General features: G+C 74.7%; 17 protein-coding genes and 1 pseudogene. 7 read left to right on the top strand and 11 right to left on the bottom strand.

The genetic code is table 11. The features are described from left to right. Positions 1–88: 88 nt before the first annotated feature. Genes ACFY6S_RS08515 through ACFY6S_RS08545 form a run of 7 tightly spaced genes read left to right on the top strand, consistent with a single transcriptional unit; the run spans position 89 to position 8,047 of the window. The gene (locus ACFY6S_RS08515) at positions 89–1,207 is read left to right on the top strand and encodes an ADP-ribosylglycohydrolase family protein (RefSeq protein ID WP_388820436.1); all 1,119 of its coding nucleotides are present in this window, start codon (positions 89–91) and stop codon (positions 1,205–1,207) included. After that, positions 1,204–2,442, top strand: coding sequence for an ADP-ribosylglycohydrolase family protein (locus ACFY6S_RS08520; RefSeq protein ID WP_388820439.1), 1,239 nt, complete (start codon positions 1,204–1,206; stop codon positions 2,440–2,442). Before ACFY6S_RS08515 ends, ACFY6S_RS08520 begins: the two co-directional genes overlap by 4 nt. Continuing rightward, positions 2,405–3,664, top strand: a complete 1,260-nt coding sequence (locus tag ACFY6S_RS08525; RefSeq protein WP_388820442.1) for an ADP-ribosylglycohydrolase family protein — start codon at positions 2,405–2,407, stop codon at positions 3,662–3,664. Before ACFY6S_RS08520 ends, ACFY6S_RS08525 begins: the two co-directional genes overlap by 38 nt. Then, positions 3,661–5,085 (top strand): ADP-ribosylglycohydrolase family protein, encoded by a 1,425-nt coding sequence (locus ACFY6S_RS08530; protein WP_388821540.1) that lies wholly within the window; start codon positions 3,661–3,663, stop codon positions 5,083–5,085. The genes ACFY6S_RS08525 and ACFY6S_RS08530 overlap by 4 nt, the downstream gene beginning before the upstream one ends. Next, positions 5,082–5,963 carry a ribokinase gene (rbsK, locus tag ACFY6S_RS08535; protein ID WP_388820445.1) on the top strand — a complete coding sequence of 294 codons (882 nt, stop codon included), beginning with the start codon at positions 5,082–5,084 and terminating at the stop codon, positions 5,961–5,963. Before ACFY6S_RS08530 ends, rbsK begins: the two co-directional genes overlap by 4 nt. Then, positions 5,964–7,232 carry a CaiB/BaiF CoA transferase family protein gene (locus tag ACFY6S_RS08540; protein WP_388820448.1) on the top strand — a complete coding sequence of 423 codons (1,269 nt, stop codon included), beginning with the start codon at positions 5,964–5,966 and terminating at the stop codon, positions 7,230–7,232. Next, positions 7,229–8,047 (top strand): HpcH/HpaI aldolase/citrate lyase family protein, encoded by an 819-nt coding sequence (locus tag ACFY6S_RS08545; protein ID WP_388820451.1) that lies wholly within the window; start codon positions 7,229–7,231, stop codon positions 8,045–8,047. The genes ACFY6S_RS08540 and ACFY6S_RS08545 overlap by 4 nt, the downstream gene beginning before the upstream one ends. 128 nt (positions 8,048–8,175) lie before the next feature. Here ACFY6S_RS08545 and lgt read toward each other — a convergent pair whose 3' ends face one another. The 11 genes and pseudogenes from lgt to hisI form a co-directional block, all read right to left on the bottom strand. Beyond that, positions 8,176–9,180, bottom strand: a complete 1,005-nt coding sequence (gene lgt / locus ACFY6S_RS08550; protein ID WP_388820454.1) for a prolipoprotein diacylglyceryl transferase — start codon at positions 9,178–9,180, stop codon at positions 8,176–8,178. 79 nt (positions 9,181–9,259) lie between these two features. Beyond that, complete coding sequence (locus tag ACFY6S_RS08555) at positions 9,260–10,165, bottom strand: thioredoxin domain-containing protein (protein ID WP_388820457.1); 906 nt, start codon at positions 10,163–10,165, stop codon at positions 9,260–9,262. A gap of 87 nt (positions 10,166–10,252) precedes the next feature. After that, entirely contained in the window at positions 10,253–11,065 is an 813-nt protein-coding gene (gene trpA, locus ACFY6S_RS08560; protein WP_388820460.1) for a tryptophan synthase subunit alpha, read from the bottom strand. Continuing rightward, on the bottom strand, positions 11,062–12,300 hold the full coding sequence (trpB, locus tag ACFY6S_RS08565) for a tryptophan synthase subunit beta (protein ID WP_388820463.1): 1,239 nt from the start codon (positions 12,298–12,300) through the stop codon (positions 11,062–11,064). The genes trpA and trpB overlap by 4 nt, the downstream gene beginning before the upstream one ends. A 182-nt stretch (positions 12,301–12,482) precedes the next feature. Next, positions 12,483–12,656: a tryptophan biosynthesis modulator TrpM gene (gene trpM / locus ACFY6S_RS08570; RefSeq protein WP_388820466.1), complete on the bottom strand. Its 174-nt coding sequence runs from the start codon at positions 12,654–12,656 to the stop codon at positions 12,483–12,485. Positions 12,657–12,664: 8 nt separating this feature from the next. Continuing rightward, positions 12,665–13,474, bottom strand: a complete 810-nt coding sequence (gene trpC, locus ACFY6S_RS08575) for an indole-3-glycerol phosphate synthase TrpC (RefSeq protein WP_388820469.1) — start codon at positions 13,472–13,474, stop codon at positions 12,665–12,667. A gap of 185 nt (positions 13,475–13,659) precedes the next feature. Then, a complete protein-coding gene (locus ACFY6S_RS08580; RefSeq protein WP_388821543.1) occupies positions 13,660–14,166 on the bottom strand; it encodes a DUF2752 domain-containing protein in 507 nt (168 codons plus the stop codon). Between the two features lie 200 nt (positions 14,167–14,366). Further along, positions 14,367–14,609: pseudogene (locus ACFY6S_RS08585) on the bottom strand (HGxxPAAW family protein); the annotation flags it as partial. Between the two features lie 110 nt (positions 14,610–14,719). Further along, complete coding sequence (locus tag ACFY6S_RS08590) at positions 14,720–15,463, bottom strand: TIGR02234 family membrane protein (protein WP_388820472.1); 744 nt, start codon at positions 15,461–15,463, stop codon at positions 14,720–14,722. An 85-nt stretch (positions 15,464–15,548) separates the two neighbouring features. Next, positions 15,549–17,036 (bottom strand): anthranilate synthase component I, encoded by a 1,488-nt coding sequence (locus ACFY6S_RS08595; RefSeq protein ID WP_388820475.1) that lies wholly within the window; start codon positions 17,034–17,036, stop codon positions 15,549–15,551. 11 nt (positions 17,037–17,047) lie between these two features. Then, complete coding sequence (gene hisI / locus ACFY6S_RS08600; RefSeq protein ID WP_388820478.1) at positions 17,048–17,410, bottom strand: phosphoribosyl-AMP cyclohydrolase; 363 nt, start codon at positions 17,408–17,410, stop codon at positions 17,048–17,050. Between the last annotated feature and the right edge of the window lie 62 nt (positions 17,411–17,472).

Here is a 17,472-nt window from a genome sequence, read left to right on the forward strand (position 1 = left end):
CCGGGTGACTGCGGGGTTTCACCGACTCGACGGAGGCGCGGCGTGGGACAGATGCGGAGACACCCGGGCTCGCGCGAAGGGGCACACCATGGAGCCGATCGCTCACGTCCCGGAGCCGGTCACCGACGCCGGGCCGGATGCCGGTGCGTGGGAGCGGCACGCGGTACGGCGGGACCGGGCGCGCGGCGCCCTGCTGGGGCTGGCCGTCGGGGACGCGCTCGGGGCGCCGGCGGAGAACCTGCGGCCCTCCGAGATCCGCCGGCGCTGGGGCCGTATCGAGGGGTTCGTGTCCGAGAGCCCGGCGGGCACGGACGACACCGAGTACGCCGTCTTCTCCGGGCTGCTCCTCGCCCGGCACGGCTCCGCGCTGACCGTCGCCCATGTCGAGGCGGCGTGGCACCGCTGGATCGCGGACCTCGACGAGGGCCCCTTCCGGGGCGCCGGGTTCAGTGAGCGGGGCACGCTGGAGAATCTGCGGCGCGGGCTCGCCGCGCCCATCACCGCCCAGCACCGGCACGCCTGGAGCGACGGGCTCGCCATGCGGGCGGCGCCGTTCGGGGTCCACGCGGCGGGCCGCCCCGAGGAAGCCGCCCGGCTGGTCGGTGTGGACGGCCGGGTCAGCCACGAGGGCGAGGGCATCTACGGCGGCCGGGCGGTCGCGGCCGGGGTCGCCGTCGCGATGACCGGGGCGGGGCCCGCCGCGGTGATCGCTGCGGCGCTCTCCGTGATCCCCATGGACTCCTGGACCTCGCGCACCCTGCGGCGCGGGGTGGTCGCCGCGCGGCGGGCCCACCCCGACCGGCTGACGATGGAGCGCGCGGTCCGCTCGGCCGTGGTCGTCGGCGGCTACCCGTGGACGGACCTCGCGCCCGAGGCGGTCGGGCTGGCCTTCGGCGCGTTCGCCGCGGCCCACGGCGATTTCCGCGCCTCGGTCCTGACCGCCGTCAACATGGGCCGCGACGCCGACACCACGGCGGCGGTGGCCGGCGCGCTGGCCGGTGCGCTGGGCGGGATGCGGGCGATCCCGGCCGAGTGGGCCTCGGCCATCGGACCGGTACGGGGAAGCTGTCTGCCCTCGATACGCGGCCACCATGTCCTGGACATCGCGGACCTGCTCACCCCGGACGAGGCCGGGACCGGGGCCGGGGACCGGGACGGGAAGGCCGGGAAGGCCGGGAAGCACGACGACGGGACGGCGGTGTCATGACCACGGAACGCGACGAAGGACCCGGGCGGATCCGGCGAAGCGGGTACGGGCCCGGCGCCCCGTCCCCGCGTCAGCGGATCGAGGGGCTGCTGCTCGGGCTCGCCGCCGGGGACGCCGCCGGATGGCCCGCCGCGCGGCACCGGGCGGCGCGGATGCCCGAGTGGACCAGACGGCTCACCCGGGAGCTGGACACCTTCGCCGAACAGAACGCGACCACCACACTGCCCGTCCCCATCGCGCTCAACCAGCCGCCCGAGCCGCTCAGGCTCGGACCGTCCGACGACGCCGAGTGGGCCGCCTTCACCGCCGGATCGGTGCTGGCCGCCGACGGGGCCCGGCTTCGCCGGTACGGTCCCGACCGGGCGGTACGCGCCGCCGTCGACCTCGGCTGGAGCGCGCTCGCCGCCGAGATCGGCGCGGCGGCCGACCGGGCGCCCGAGGTGGAGTCCGCCGTACCGCCGCTGCGGGCCAGGATCTCGGTGCGCGCGGGGCTCGGGAATCTGGCCACCGGGCTGCGTCCGCCCGCCACCGGTCACGACAACCCGCACTACTTCGACGACGCCGCCTGCGTGCGGGCCGTCGTGCTCGCCGTCGTCCACCCCGGTGATCCGGGCGCCGCCGCCGACCTCGCGGAGTTCGACGCCCGGTACACGCAGGACGGCGACGGCGTGCACGGCGCGCGCGCCATGGCCGCGGCCGTCGCGAGCGCGCTCGGCGGAGCGGACGCCGGGGCGGCCGTCGAAGCGGCGCTCGCCCAGCTCCCGGCGACCACGGAGATCGGCCGCAACGCCCGGCACGCCGTCAAGACGGCGTACGACTTCGCCCCGGAGCCCGACGGCGCCTTCGCCCTGGTCCCGCTGCTGGAGCACCAGATCGTGGACCACGTCTACAGCTACGGCATCGCGGCGGCCGAGACCGTACCGGTCGCCCTCGCGCTGACCCTGGCGGCCCGGGGCCGGGTCAGCGGCGCGGTGCCCGCCGCCGCCTGCCTGTCCCGGGTCGCGGACTCCGCGCCCGCCCTGGCCGGCGCCCTGACCGGCGCGCTCGGTGGCGGCGACAGCGTGCCCGCCGCCTGGCGCGAGACCTGCCGCACCCTGGCGGGGTGTGCGCTGCCCCGGCTCGCGGGGACGGACCTGGTGGAACTCGCCGGGCTGCTGGCAGCCACGGAACCGGCCGCTCCGGGTGGACAATTCCGACATGACGCCCCTTCAGGCTCCGGCAGCCGATCCTCCTGACGCACGTCGCACTCCCCCGGGCCCCGGCCCCGACGCCGGCCCGGCGCTCCGCCTCGCCGACCGCGTCACCGGCGCCCTGGTCGGCGCGGCCGTCGGTGACGCGCTCGGCGGCCCGGTCGAGGGGTACTCCCCCGAACAGATCGTGGAGCGCCACGGCGGGCGGGTCACCGGCATCGTCGGCCCGTGGAACGAGGACTGGCGCACCGCCCGCCCGCTCGCCCCGTACCACAAGGGCGACGGCCACATCACCGACGACACCCTGATGACCCACGCGCTGATCCGGGTGTACGAGAAGGTCCGCGACCACCTCGACGCGTACGCGGTCGCGGACCATCTCGTGCCCGACCTGATCTCCACGCCGCGCTGGATTCCCGAACTGGAGGCCGAGGCGCTGCCGCTGCACCGGATCTTCCTCGCCGAGAAGTGGCTGGTCGCCCGGGTGCACTACGGCCATGTCGACCCGCGCGAGGCCGGCAGCGGCAACATCGTCAACTGCGGGGCCGCGATGTACATGGCGCCGGTCGGCCTGGTCAACGCGGCGCATCCGGAGGCCGCTTACGCCGAGGCGGTCGATGTGGCGGGCGCCCATCAGTCGTCGTACGGGCGGGAGGCGGCCGGGGTGTTCGCGGCGGCGGTGGCCGCCGCCTGCCGGCCGGGCGCCACGCCGTCGTCCGTCGTGGAGTGTGCCCTGGCCCTCGCGAAGGACGGTACGCGCGCCGCCGTCGAGGCGGTGTGCGAGGTGGCGGCGCGGCACCGCTGCACGGAGTCGGCGCTGCGCGGACTGCGGGAGGCGGTCGCGCCGTACGACACGGTCGGGCCGCACTACCGTGCCCCGTCGCTGGGCGCCCGCCGACCCTCCCGGCTGCACTCCATCGAGGAACTGCCCATCGCGCTGGGCATGTTGCTGATCGCCGAGGGCGACTACCGACGTACGGTGCTCGGCTGCGTCAACTACGGCCGGGACTGCGACTCGATCGCCACGATGGGCGGCGCGCTCGCCGGCGCCCTGGGCGGCGAGCGCGCGGTCCCGGTGGAGTGGTCGGAGCGGGTGGCCGAGGCGAGCGCGACCGATCTGCGCTCCCCGGCACGGGCGTTGACCGGGGTGGCGTACGAGATCTTCCGGCGCGACACTCAGCGGCGCCGCGCGCACGAGTCGCTGTTCGCCGAACTGAACGGATACCAGGATCATCTGACGACAGCTCAGTGCGGCGGTCCGCGATGACGGGCCGGCGGCTGACCTGGGTGCAGCCCGAGGATCTGCTCGGCCACGAGCTGCGCCAGGCGACGGAGGACGGCCGGGACGCGGCGGGGTTCGCGCGCCGCTGGCAGCGCGCGGGCGGCCTCCCCGCCCCGGTGCGCGCGGGCGCGTCGCCCGATCCGGCCCCGCCCCGGCTACGCGCACTCGCGGTCGAGCTGCTGGACGAACTGGACCGGCTGCCCGGCCCACTGGCCGCGCGTGAGCCGGCGGAGCTGTCCGCGATCCGCGCCGCCTGTCTGTCCTGGCCCGCCCCCTCGCCGCACCGATTCGTCTTCTCCGCGCACCAGTTGGAGTCGGCCTGGCTCGGCCGCGCGGTCGGCTGCCTGCTCGGCCGGCCCGTCGAGAAGCTGCCCCTGGCCGGAATCCGCGCGCTCGCCCGCGCCACCGGCAACTGGCCGCTGCACACCTGGTTCACCGCCCGGGGCCTGCCCGCCGAACTGGCCGCCGCCCATCCGTGGAACCGCAGGTCGGCGCCGAACTCGCTCGCCGAGAACATCGACGGGATGCCGGAGGACGACGACCTCGACTACCCGCTGCTCAATCTGCTCCTCCTGCGGCGCCACGGCCGGGACTTCACCACCGCGCAGGTCGCCTCGGTCTGGCTGGACACGCTCCCGGCCGGGCGTACGTTCACCGCCGAGCGGATCGCCTACCGCAATCTGCTCGGCGGGATCGAGCCGCCGCACACCGCCCGCCACCACAACCCGTTCCGCGAGTGGATCGGCGCCGCCATCCGGGCCGACGTGCACGGCTGGAGCCACCCGGGCGACCCCGGGGCCGCCGCCGAGCAGGCGTACCGGGACGCGACGCTCAGCCACACCGGCAACGGGGTGTACGCGGCGATGTTCGTGGCGGCGGTCATCGCGGCGGCGGCCGGCGCCGAGGACGTCCACGCCTGCCTGCGCACCGGGCTCCGCGTCGTACCGCCGGGCTCCCGGCTGGCGGAGGCGGTACGGGTCGGGATCGGGACCGCCCGCGCGGAGCGGGACTTCGCGACGGTGGCCGACCGGCTGCACGCAGCCTACGGCCACTACCACTGGGTGCACGCCGTCCCCAACGCCGCGCTCCTGGCCGCCGCGCTCACCCACGCGGACGGCGAGTTCGACGGCTCCATCTGCCGCGCGGTGTCCGGCGGCTGGGACACCGACTCGAACGGCGCCACGGCCGGGTCCGTGGCCGGACTGCTGACCGGGCACCCGGCCCGGCTGCCGGAGCGCTGGACGGCGCCGCTCAAGAACCGCCTCGCCACGTCCGTCACCGGCTTCGGCGGCCCCGGCCAGGACGGCACCGTCCTCGACGGCATCGGCTTCGACGCCCTCGCGGAGCTGACCCGCGCGCTCACCCGCCCCCGCACACCCACCCGCCAGGAGGCACCCCGCACATGACCGGCATCGTGGTGCTGGGCAGCACCAACATGGATCTCGTGGCGTACGCGGCGCGCGCCCCCCGGCTCGGTGAGACCGTCACCGGCCGCGCGTTCCGCACCGTCCCCGGCGGCAAGGGCGCCAACCAGGCGATCGCCGCCGCCCGCGCGGGCGGCGAGGTCGCGATGATCGGCGCGGTCGGCGACGACGAGTACGGGGCGCTGCTGCGGCACACCCTCGAAGCGTCCGGTGTCGACACGGACCTGCTGCGCACGGCGGAAGGGCCCTCGGGCACCGCCCATGTCGTCGTGGACGACGAGGGCGCCAACGCGATCGTGGTCATCCCCGGCGCGAACGGGACCGTCACCCATCTGGCGCCCGGCGAGGAGAGCGTCATCGCGACCGCCTCGGCCCTGCTCCTCCAGCTCGAACTCCCGCTGGACGCCGTACTGGCCGGTGCGCTGGCCGCGCGCCGGCACTCCGTACGCACGGTCCTCACCCCCTCCCCCGCCCAGCCGCTCCCGCCCGAACTCCTCGGCGCCGTCGATCTGCTCGTGCCCAACGAACACGAAGCGGCCACGCTCACCGGGATCGCCGATGTCCGGATGTCGGCCGAGGCGCTGCTGCGGCAGGTGCCGGAGGTCGTCGTGACGCTCGGCGCGGCGGGCAGCCTGTACGCGGCGCGGGGCGCCGAACCCGTCACCGTGCCCGCGCCGAGGGTCAGGGCCGTCGACACCACCGCCGCCGGGGACACCTTCGTGGGCGTGCTGGCCGTGGCCCTCGGGGAGGGCCGTCCGATGACCGACGCCATGGGCCGGGCGTCGGCGGCGGCCGCGCTCTGCGTCCAGCGCCCCGGGGCGTCCACGTCCATGCCGTACCGCACAGAGATCGAGGCGTGAATGTCCGCTCCCGGCGCAGCTCCCCGCACCGACCCCGGTACCGCTCCCGGGACCGACACCGGCGCCCGCGCCGGGGCCCGGCCGCTCCCGCCGCTCTCCGGGCTGCGCGTCCTCGACGTGGCGACGCTCTTCGCCGGTCCGCTGGCCGCCACCCTGCTCGGTGACTTCGGCGCCGATGTCATCAAGATCGAGCACCCGTCGCGCCCCGATCCGTCCCGCGGCCACGGCCCGGCCAAGGACGGCATCGGTCTGTGGTGGAAGCTGCTCGGCCGCAACAAGCGCACCGTCACCCTGGACCTGTCCACCCCGGACGGCCGGGACGTACTGCTGCGGCTCGCCGCCGACGCCGATGTGATCGTCGAGAACTTCCGCCCCGGCACCCTGGAGAGATGGGGGCTGGGGTGGGACGAGCTGTCCGCGGTCAACCCCAGGCTGGTGCTGGCGCGGGTGACGGGCTTCGGCCAGTTCGGGCCGTACTCCGACCGCCCGTGCTTCGGCACGCTCGCCGAGGCGATGAGCGGTTTCGCGGCCGTCACCGGCGAGACCGACGGGCCGCCCACGCTGCCGCCCTTCGGTCTCGCCGACTCGATCGCCGCGCTGGCCACGGCGTACGCGGTGCTGACGGCGCTGGCCGGACGGGGAGCGACGGGGCGTGGCCAGGTGGTGGATCTGGCGATCATCGAGCCGATCCTGACCGTCCTGGGCCCGCAGCCGCTCTGGTACGACCAGCTCGGCTACGTCCAGCCCCGCACCGGCAACCGGTCCCGCAACAACGCCCCGCGCAACACCTACCGGAGCGCCGACGGCGCGTGGCTCGCGGTGTCCACCTCCGCGCAGTCGGTGGCCGAGCGGGTGATGCGGCTGGTGGGCCGCCCGGAGCTGGCCGAGGAGCCCTGGTTCGCCACCGGCGGCGGGCGCGCCGAGCACGCGGACACGCTGGACGAGGCGGTCGGCGGCTGGATCGCCCGGCGCGGCGCGGCCGACGTGCTGGCCGCCTTCGAGAAGGCCGAGGCGGCGATCGCGCCCGTCCAGGACATCCGGGATGTGATGGCGGACCCGCAGTACCGGGCGCTCGGCACCGTCACCGAGGTCCCCGATCCGGAGCTGGGGCCGCTGCGGATGCAGAACGTCCTCTTCCGGCTCTCCGAGACCCCCGGTGCGATCCGCTGGGCGGGCCGCCCGCACGGCGCGGACACCGACGCCGTGCTGACCGAGCTGGGTCTGACCGGCGCCGAGATCGCCGCGCTGCGCGAGCGGGGCGCGCTGTGACCGCGCCCGTCCCGCCTCTCGCTCCCACCCCGCTGACCTGGCTGTACGTCCCTGGGGACCGGCCCGCGATGATGGCGAAGGCGGTGGCGGGCGGCGCGGATGTGGTGATCGTGGACCTGGAGGACGCGGTCGCCCCCGAACGCAGGGCGTACGCGCGTGACGCCACGGCCGAGTTCCTGTCGTGCGCGCACGGCACACCGGTCCATGTGCGGATCGCCGACCAGGCGGATCTGCCGTATGTGACGGGGCTGCCCGGTCTGTCCGGGCTGCGGCTGCCGAAGATCGCCCATGCCGCGGCCGTGCACGCCGTGGCGGCGCGCGCCCCCGGCACGGATCTGTACGCGCTGCTCGAATCGGCTCTCGCCGTGGAGCACGCCTACGCGATCGCCTCCGCGCATCCCTCGGTGCGGGGCATCGCCCTGGGCGAGGCGGACCTCCGCGCGGATCTGGGGGTACGGGAGGACGCGGGCCTGGACTGGTCGCGCGGCCGGGCCGTGATCGCGGCACGCGCGGCGGGGCTGGCGCCCCCGGCCCAGTCGGTCTTCCCCGACGTGCGGGATCTGGCGGGGCTGGCGGCGTCCTGCCGGCACGGCCGGGCGCTGGGGATGCTGGGGCGGGCGGCGATCCATCCGGCGCAGCTGCCGGTGATCGAGGAGGCGTACCGGCCCACCGTCCAGGAGGTGGCCTCGGCCCGGGAGATCGTGGAGGCGGCGGCGCGGGACGCGGGGGCGCAGGCGCTGGTCGACGGCCGGTTCGTGGACGCGGCGATCGTGGCGGCGGCCCGGCGGACGCTGACGCTGGCCCACCGTGCGTGACCGTGTGCCTCCCGCCGGGACGAGCGGCGGCCGAACGGGGACGGCCCGGGGGCGCGGCGCTCGGCGCCACGCCCCCGGGCCGGGGAAGACCGCGTCCCACGCGGAGTGCGAAGAGTTCCGGAGAGGGGCTAAGGGCTGCTCTCCTTGGCCGTGCCGGAGAGCGGTTCCTTCGCGAGGCCCGCGTCCGCGCCCGTGTCCTTCTTCTCGGCCTTGTCCTCGGCCTTCTCGTCGGGGGAAGCCTTCTCTCCGGCGGAAGCCTTCTCCCCGGCCGATTCCGCCTTGGAGTCCGCGTCGTCGGCCGGCCCCGCCTCTCCGTCCGGCCCTTCCGGTTCGACCGTCTCCTCGCGCCCGGGCCGCTTGATCGCGGAGATCACGAAGTACACGACGGCGAGCGTGAAGACGATGATCGCGGTCCACACGTTGAGCCGCAGGCCGAGGACGTGGTGCGCCTCGTCCACCCGCAGGTATTCGATCCAGGACCGTCCGACGCAGTACGCGGCCACATAGAGGGCGAAGGCGCGCCCGTGCCCGAGCCGGAAGCGGCGGTCGGCCCAGATCACCAGCGCCGCGACACCCAGGCACCACAGCGACTCGTAGAGGAAGGTCGGGTGGTAGAGGCCCGCTTCCCGGTTCGGGCCCGCGCTGATCTTCAGCGCCCAGGGCACATCGGTGGCCTTGCCGTACAGCTCCTGGTTGAACCAGTTCCCCCAGCGGCCGAACGCCTGCGCCACCGCGAGGGCCGGTGCCAGCGCGTCCGCGTAGGGCGGCAGGGCGATACCCCGGCGGCGGCAGCCGATCCAGGCGCCCACGGCGCCCAGCGCCACCGCGCCCCAGATTCCGAGGCCGCCCTCCCAGATCTTGAAGGCGTTGACCCAGTCGCGGCCCTCGCCGAAGTACAGCTCGTAGTCGGTGATGACATGGTAGAGCCGACCGCCCACCAGACCGAACGGCACGGCCCATACGGCGATGTCCGTGGTCGTGCCGGGTTTGCCGCCCCGGGCGACCCAGCGGCGGTTGACGATCCAGAGGGCCACGAACAGCCCGACGAGAATGGAGAACGCGTAGCCGCGCAGCGGAAGTGGTCCGAGGTGGAGCACTCCGGTCGACGGGCTCGGAATGTAGGCAAGGTCCATAGCGGAACCGACGCTACAGTGCCGGGCGGGGCCCACGGCAACCCGCCCGGCGGATTTTCGTGTACCGGGTGCGGCGGAATCAGGCCGGGGGCGTACCCTCCGGGGTCGTCGCGGCGGGCTCGGACGACGGGGCCGAAGCGGACTCGGAGGCAGGGGCGGAGCCGGGCGCCGACGGGGTCTCGCTGCCCGCCTTCTTGCCCTTGTTCGCCTCGGTCACCCAGGTGCGCAGCTTGTCGGGTGTGATGTTCTCCTCGCCCTTCTTCGGGAACACCGCCTCCCCGTTGAGCAGCACGGTCGGCGTCCCGTTGAATCCGCCGGTGCGGAACGCCTCCGAGGACTTCTCCACCCATTTGTCGTGCGCGCCGTCCGCCACGCAGCTGCGGAACCCGGGCGCGGACTCCAGGCCGTCCACCTTGCCCGCCAGCTCCAGCAGCCGGCTGTTGCGCGCGAACGCGTCGTCCGTCTCCACCGGCTGGTTCTCGAACAGCACGTCGTGGTACTGCGCGAACTTGCCGACGTCCTGGGCGCAGGCGGCGGCGTTGGCGGCGCGCAGCGATCCCGTACCGCCCATGTTGCCGTCGATGATCGTCGCGAGGTGGTACTCGACCTTGAGCTGTCCCGCCTTCTCCAGCTCGTGGATCACCGGCCGGAACGCGTTCTCGAACTGGGCGCAGGCCGGGCAGCGGAAGTCCTCCCACACCGTGAGGGTGGACGGCGCGTCCGTGGCGCCCACGGGGATCGCCGGGTCGCCCTTGCCGTTCACCCCCGAGGGCGCGCTCACCGGTCCGGCCGCGCCGCCGTTGTCCTTGTGCTTGCCCACGTTCACGGCGAGCAGCCCGATCGCGCCGGCCAGGGCCAGCACGCCGACCGCCGACGCCGCCACGATCAGGCCGCGCTTGCGCTTCTCGCGCGCCTCGTGCTCCGTACGTTCCTGCTGGAGCCGCTCTCTCGCGCTCCGCTTTGCCTCACGGTTCTTCTCGCTCACGCCCACAGCAACGAACCGGGGAGGCACGTACGCACCTCCCCGGCTCCAGTTCCACCCGTACGGATGACGCGGGCGACCCCGCGTCCGTCAGCGCTTGCGAACGCCCGCGGCCAGCTCGCCCGCCAGCTCACGCACCGCGTCCAGGCCCGCTGCCTCGTCGGGCGCTTCCAGCATCCGCTTCACGAACGCCGAGCCGACGATCACTCCGTCGGCGAATCCGGCGACCTCGGCGGCGTGCTCCGCCGTGGAGACACCGAGCCCGACACAGACCGGCAGTTCCGTGGTCGTACGGGTCCGCTCCACCAGCGTCCGCGCCTCCAGGCCCACCGAGGTGCGGGTCCCGGTGACGCCCATCAGCGACGCCGCGTAGACGAAGCCGCTGCCCGCGGCGGTGATCTTCGCCAGCCGCTCGTCCCGGCTGCTCGGCGCCACCACGAAGACGGTCGCCAGACCGTGCCGCTCGGCGTGCTCACGCCACAGGGCGGACTCCTGGACGGGCAGGTCGGGCAGGATGCACCCGGCGCCGCCCGCCGCCGCCAGCTCGGCGGTGAAGCGCTCGACGCCGTACCGGTCGACCGGGTTCCAGTACGTCATGACCAGCACCGGCCTGCCGGTCGCCTCGTACGCCTCCCGGACCGTGCGCATCACGTCGGCGATCCGGACCCCGCCGCGCAGCGCGATGTCGTCGGCGGTCTGGATGACCGGCCCGTCGAGCACCGGGTCGCTGTGCGGGAGCCCGACCTCGACGATGTCGGCGCCGCCCTCGAAGACCGCCTTGACCGCCGCGATGCCGCCGTCCACGGTCGGGAAGCCGGCCGGCAGGTAGGCGATCAGCGCGGCCCGGTCCTCCGCCTTCGCCGCGGCGAGGGTGTCGCTCAGCAGCCGCTTGTTCCCGCTCACTTGGTGCCCTCCCCGTCGTACAGCCCGAAGTAGCGGGCGGCCGTGTCCATGTCCTTGTCGCCGCGCCCGGAGAGGTTGACCACGATCAGGCCGTCCTCGCCCAGCTCGCGTCCCACCTCCAGCGCCCCGGCCAGCGCGTGCGCGCTCTCGATGGCCGGGATGATGCCCTCGGTGCGCGAGAGCAGCAGCAGCGCCTCCATCGCGTCGTCGTCGGTCACCGCCCGGTACTCGCCGCGTCCGCTGTCCTTGAGATAGGCGTGCTCGGGGCCGATGCCCGGGTAGTCGAGCCCGGCCGAGATCGAGTACGGCTCGGTGATCTGGCCCTCCTCGTCCTGGAGGACGTAGGAACGCGACCCGTGCAGGATGCCGGGCTCGCCCGCGCTGAGCGTGGCGGCGTGCTCACCGCTCTCGATGCCGTGCCCGGCCGGTTCGCAGCCCACCAGCCGGACGTCCGCGTCGGGGATGAAGGCGTGGAAGAGGCCGATCGCGTTGGACCCGCCGCCCACGCACGCCACGGCGGCGTCGGGGAGCCGGCCCGCGCGCTCCAGGATCTGCCGCCTGGCCTCCACGCCGATGACGCGGTGGAAGTCGCGGACCATGGCCGGGAAGGGGTGCGGTCCGGCGACCGTGCCGAACAGGTAGTGCGTACGGTCCACATTGGCGACCCAGTCGCGGAACGCCTCGTTGATGGCGTCCTTCAGGGTCCGGCTGCCGGAGGTGACGGGCACGACCTCGGCGCCGAGCATCCGCATCCTGGCCACGTTCAGGGCCTGGCGCTGGGTGTCGATCTCGCCCATGTAGATGGTGCATTCGAGGCCGAACAGCGCGCAGGCGGTGGCGGTGGCGACCCCGTGCTGGCCCGCGCCGGTCTCGGCGATGACGCGGGTCTTGCCCATCCGCTTGGTGAGCAGCGCCTGGCCCAGCACGTTGTTGATCTTGTGCGAGCCGGTGTGGTTGAGGTCCTCGCGCTTGAGGAACAGCCGGGCGCCCCCGGCGTGTTCGGCGAAGCGCCGCACCTCGGTGAGCGCGCTGGGCCGGCCGGTGTAGTCGGCCAGCAGGCCGTTCAGCTCGGCGGCGAAGGCGGGGTCGCTTTTCGCCTTCTCGTACTCGACGGCCACCTCGTCGACCGCGGCGACGAGCGCCTCGGGGATGAACTTGCCGCCGAAGGCGCCGAAGTACCCCTCGGCGCTCGGGATCCGACCCTCGGGGTCGGGGATGAAGAACTCGGAAGACACGCGGGAACTCCTCGGGAAGCGACGGACGGAGAGCACCGTATGCGTCCTGGGCGGGCCGCCCCGCGCCCATCCGCCGTACGGACAGGGCTCGCACGGCGGCGGACCGTACAGCGGCGGACCGTACGGGCGGCGCCGTGCGGCACCGGGCCGTGCGGACGGGGGTGAGCCGTTTCAGGACGCGGCTACCCGCGCCATCGCATCCCGTTGACCTGACCGGGCTCGTCCCCGATCACGTACCGCACCCGCCGCCCGCGCACCCGCCGTGCCGGGGCCCGGCACCCGCGCGGGCGGCAGCCACGCGCCAGGGCGCCGTGCGGCGGCCGGTGAAGGGCGAGAACGGGACGGGCGATACCCATGGGAGGGGTCAGTCCCTCCCGTGGCGCAGCGCCGGGTGGGCGCCGGCTGCGACGAGATCGGCGACGGCCGTCCTCGGGTCGCGGCCGGTGACGAGCGACTCGCCGACGAGCACCGCGTCGGCGCCGGCGTTGGCGTAGGCGATCAGGTCGTGCGGCCCGCGCACACCGGACTCGGCGATCTTGACGATGTGGTCCGGGATCTCGGGGGCGACCCGCTCGAAGGTGGAACGGTCGACCTTGAGGGTCTTCAGGTCGCGGGCGTTCACCCCGATGATCTTCGCTCCGGCGTCCACCGCGCGCTCGGCCTCGTCCTCGTCGTGCACCTCGACGAGCGGGGTGAGCCCGATGGACCCGGCCCGCTCGATCAGCGACACCAGGGCCTCCTGGTCGAGCGCGGCGACGATCAGCAGGACGACGTCGGCGCCGTGCGCCCGCGCCTCCCACAGCTGGTAGGAGGTGACGACGAAGTCCTTGCGCAGCACGGGGATGTCGACCTTGGCCCGTACGGCGTCCAGGTCGGCCAGCGAGCCGCCGAAGCGGCGCTCCTCCGTGAGTACGGAGATGACGGCCGCGCCGCCCGCCTCGTAGTCGGCGGCGAGGGCGGCCGGGTCGGCGATCGCGGCGAGCGCGCCCTTGGACGGGCTGGAGCGCTTGACCTCGCAGATCACCTGGACGCCCTCGCCACGCAGCGCGGCGGCACCGTCCTTGGCCTGGGGCGCCCTGGCGGCGCGCTCCTTCAGCTCGTCAAGGCCCACGCGCGCCTGCCGCTCTGCGAGGTCGGCGCGTACGCCGTCGATGATCTCGTCGAGCACACTCACGCGAGCGGCCCCCCTTTCGTTGGCACTGCGGACACGGTCGCCGTCCGGTCCAGCCGGTGACCAGGTGGATCCGGATCAGCCATATCGATGCTAGCCGGAACGGGACGGATGAACCGCATCCGGATGACCGGGCATGTCACCGCCGGGGCCCGCCCGGGCCTGTTCCGCCGGGCGGGACAGGGGTTTCAGGGGGCGAGCCAGCTGCCGAAGGGCAGGTTCCTGACCACGGTGAAGACCAGGAACACCGCGCCGATCGCCCACCAGTGGACCGGCCGCCGGGGCAGCGGGGCGGGAAGCCCCTTGCGGGCGCGCACCAGCCACACCAGCCATCCGACGGCGAAGACCGCGTAACCGGCGACCGCCACCGCGTTGGCGCCGAGGGCGGTGACCAGATCGCCGTGGGCGACGGCGTGGGCGCTGCGCAGTCCGCCGCAGCCGGGGCAGTAGAGGCCGGTGAGGGCGTACAGCGGGCAGACCGGGTAGTGGCCTGACTCGTTCGGGTCGACCAGGCCGACGTAGGTGAAGGCCGCGCCGATCGCGGCGAGGGTGGCCAGCGGCGGCAGCAGCCCGCGCGGCGCCCCGGGGGCCCGGCGGGCCCGCGGGGGCTGCCGGGGTCCGGGGGGCCACGGCGGCCGGTCGCCACCGGGTGCCGTGGCCCCCCGCGCCGCCGGGTCGGGCCCGAGGTCGGTCATCGCGTCGTCCACCCGGTGATTGTCGCTGCTGGAACGGAAAGACGCAGCCCGGTCGCACCGGGCTGCGTCTCGACGGCGGGTCGGACCGGTCAGGCGGTCTGGGTCTCCAGGCCGGCCGGCTGCGCGGAGTCGTGCCGCGCCGTGTGCGCGGACTCGGCGCGGGCCAGGAACGCGGCCTTGATGTCCTCGGAGCGCATGTTCACCTGCTTGTTGGCGGCGGCGGCCCTGGCGCGGACCAGCTCCTCCGACTCCTTGGGCTGGCCCAGGCCGGCGGCGCGCATCGCCAGGCCGACGACTCCGCCGAGCAGTATCACGACGAGTCCGCCCCAGAACGCGACCAGGTTCACCGCCACCATGCCGACACCCGAGATGCCGAAGCCGATGAAGGCGATGAAGACACCGGTCCAGGCCGCCGGGGTGTGTCCGTGGCTGCTGCCCGCCATGAGTTGCTCCTCGTTGCTGTCGCGCTGGGTGAGTCGGACTGGGTGACTCGGACGCTCACCGACATTGTCCCGCATGGGGGTGGCGGAACGGGCCGGGGGGTGGGTGTGAATCAGCTCTCGCGTGTCGGGTCCTCGCCCCGGTCCAGGGCCTTCCAGAGATCCTCGGGGCGGTCGGGGTCGACGACGGGCGTCCTGCGGGCGGCGCGGCCCCGGGCGGCCGGGCCGGTGGCGGCACCCGCGGCCCCGGCGCCGGGGCGCTCGTAACGGCCGGACATGCCGGGCCACTTCCTGCCGTAGACCAGGGCGAGCAGCCCCGCGAGCAGGATCAGGACGCTGCCGGCGGCGGTCACATAGGGCCAGGCCGTGTGGGACAGCGCGTGGACGGTGGCGGCGGTGTCACCGGTGGTCCTCGCCGCCATGTCGTCCAGCGCGGAGCGGTCGGCGGCGCCGAGGAACGCGGCCAGCGCGGCGCCCGCGCCGCTCAGCGCGAGCAGTGCGGAGACCAGGAGGCGGCCGGCGCCGCGTACGGCGAAGACGGCGACGAGCGCGGCGAGACCGACGACGGCGAGGGCGGCCGGGACGCCGGTGATGTCACGGCCGTCGGCGTCGAGCGGTACGGAGCCGCCGCCGACGGCCGCCGTGCCGCCGGCCCAGTTCTGACCGGAGGCGATCAGCACCACGGCGGCGCCGGCGGCACCGAGCAGCAGGGCGGCGGCGAGAGCGCGGCGGCCGCCGGAGCCGCCGCCGTCGCCGTCGCCGTCACGGTTCGCCCGCGCGGCGGAGGAGGGGGTGGAGGTGGCCGCCGGACCGGCGGCACGGGGCTGGGGTACGGGTACGGCACTCACGCACCCCACTATCCCTTACGCCCCGGTGCGCGCGGGAAGGCGGGCTCCCGACACCCGGCGGCGGCCGGGCGCCGGGCGGGGCGGCGCCGGGGCGTCAGGCGTCCTGGAGGCGGTTCGCGGTGTGGACGGCCCGCAGCACCGCCGCCGCCTTGTTCCGGCACTCGGTGTCCTCGGAGACCGGGTCGGAGTCGGCGACGACCCCCGCTCCCGCCTGCACATACGCGGTGCCGTCGCGCAGCAGGGCGGTGCGGATGGCGATGGCGGTGTCCGAGTCGCCCGCGAAGTCGAGATAGCCGACGCAGCCGCCGTACAGCCCCCGCCTGGTCGGTTCCAGCTCGTCGATGATCTGGAGGGCGCGTGGCTTGGGCGCTCCGGAGAGCGTGCCCGCCGGGAAGCAGGCGGTCAGGACGTCGAAGGCGGAGCGGCCCTCGGCGACCTTGCCCGTCACCGTCGACACGATGTGCATGACGTGCGAGTAGCGCTCGACGGACATGAAGTCGACCACTTCGACGCTGCCGGGCTCGCAGACGCGGCCCAGGTCGTTGCGGCCGAGGTCGACCAGCATCAGGTGCTCGGCGCGCTCCTTGGGGTCGGCGAGGAGTTCGTCGGCGAGCGCCTGGTCCTCCTGGGGCGTGGCGCCCCGGTGCCGGGTGCCGGCGATCGGGTGCACCATGGCCCGCCCGTCCTCGACCTTGACCAGCGCCTCCGGGCTGGAGCCCACGACGTCGAAGCCGTCGAAGCGGAAGAGGTACATGTACGGCGAGGGGTTGGTGGCCCGCAGCACCCGGTAGACGTCGAGCGCGCTCGCGGTCACGGGGGTCTCGAAGCGCTGCGAGGGCACGACCTGGAACGCCTCGCCCGCCCTGATCCGCTCCTTGATGTCCTCCACGGCGCCTTGGTACGCGGCGCCGCCCCACAGCGCGGTGTACTCGGGCAGCGCGGAGGCGGGCAGCGCGGTGGGCGCGGTGTGGACCGGCGCGGCGAGGTCGGCGGCCATCGCGTCGAGGCGGGCCACGGCGTCGGCGTACGCCTCGTCGACCCCGGTGTCGAGGTCGTTGTGGTTGATCGCGTTGGCGATGAGCAGGACCGAGCCGTCCCAGTGGTCGAGTACGGCGAGGTCCGAGGTGAGCAGCATGGTCAGCTCGGGGATGCGCAGGTCGTCGCGCGCGTGGTCGCCGACCTTCTCCAGCCGCCGCACGATGTCGTAGCCGAGGTAGCCGACCATGCCGCCGGTGAAGGGCGGCAGGCCGGGGGCGAGGTCGCGGGGGGTGTGCAGGGCCTCCACGGTGGCGCGCAGGGCGGCCAGCGGATCGCCGTCGGTGGGCACGCCGACCGGCGGGGTGCCCAGCCAGTGGGTGGAGCCCTCGCGCTCGGTGAGGGTGGCGGCCGACCGTACCCCGACGAAGGAGTAGCGGGACCAGGAGCGGCCGTTCTCCGCGGACTCCAGCAGGAATGTCCCGGGGCGCTCGGCCGCGAGCTTGCGGTACAGGCCGACCGGGGTGTCCCCGTCGGCGAGGAGGCGCCGGCTGACGGGGATGACACGGCGGTCCGCCGCCAGCTCGCGGAAGGTCTCAAGATCCATGGCGGCTGACCCTACTGCCCGGCGGCGGGTGCGAGGAGCAGCACGTCGGCGTCGAAGCAGGTCCGGGTCCCGGTGTGGCAGGCGGCGCCGACCTGGTCGACCTGGACGAGCACCGTGTCGGCGTCGCAGTCCAGGGCGACGGACTTGACGTGCTGGACATGACCGGAGGTGTCGCCCTTGACCCAGTACTCGCCGCGGCTGCGCGACCAGTAGGTGCAGCGGCCGGTGGTCAGGGTGCGGTGCAGGGCCTCGTCGTCCATCCAGCCGAGCATCAGTACTTCGCCGGTGTCGTACTGCTGGGCGATGGCGGGGAGCAGTCCGTCGGCGCTGCGCTTGAGCCGGGCGGCGATGGCGGGGTCGAGTCCGGTGGTCATACGGACATTGTGCCGCGCCCGGCGCCCGCGCCGGGGCGCGGTCCACTGGGCGGACGGGGTGC

This window comes from Streptomyces sp. NPDC012835, from assembly GCF_042900885.1.
Taxonomy (GTDB): domain Bacteria; phylum Actinomycetota; class Actinomycetes; order Streptomycetales; family Streptomycetaceae; genus Streptomyces.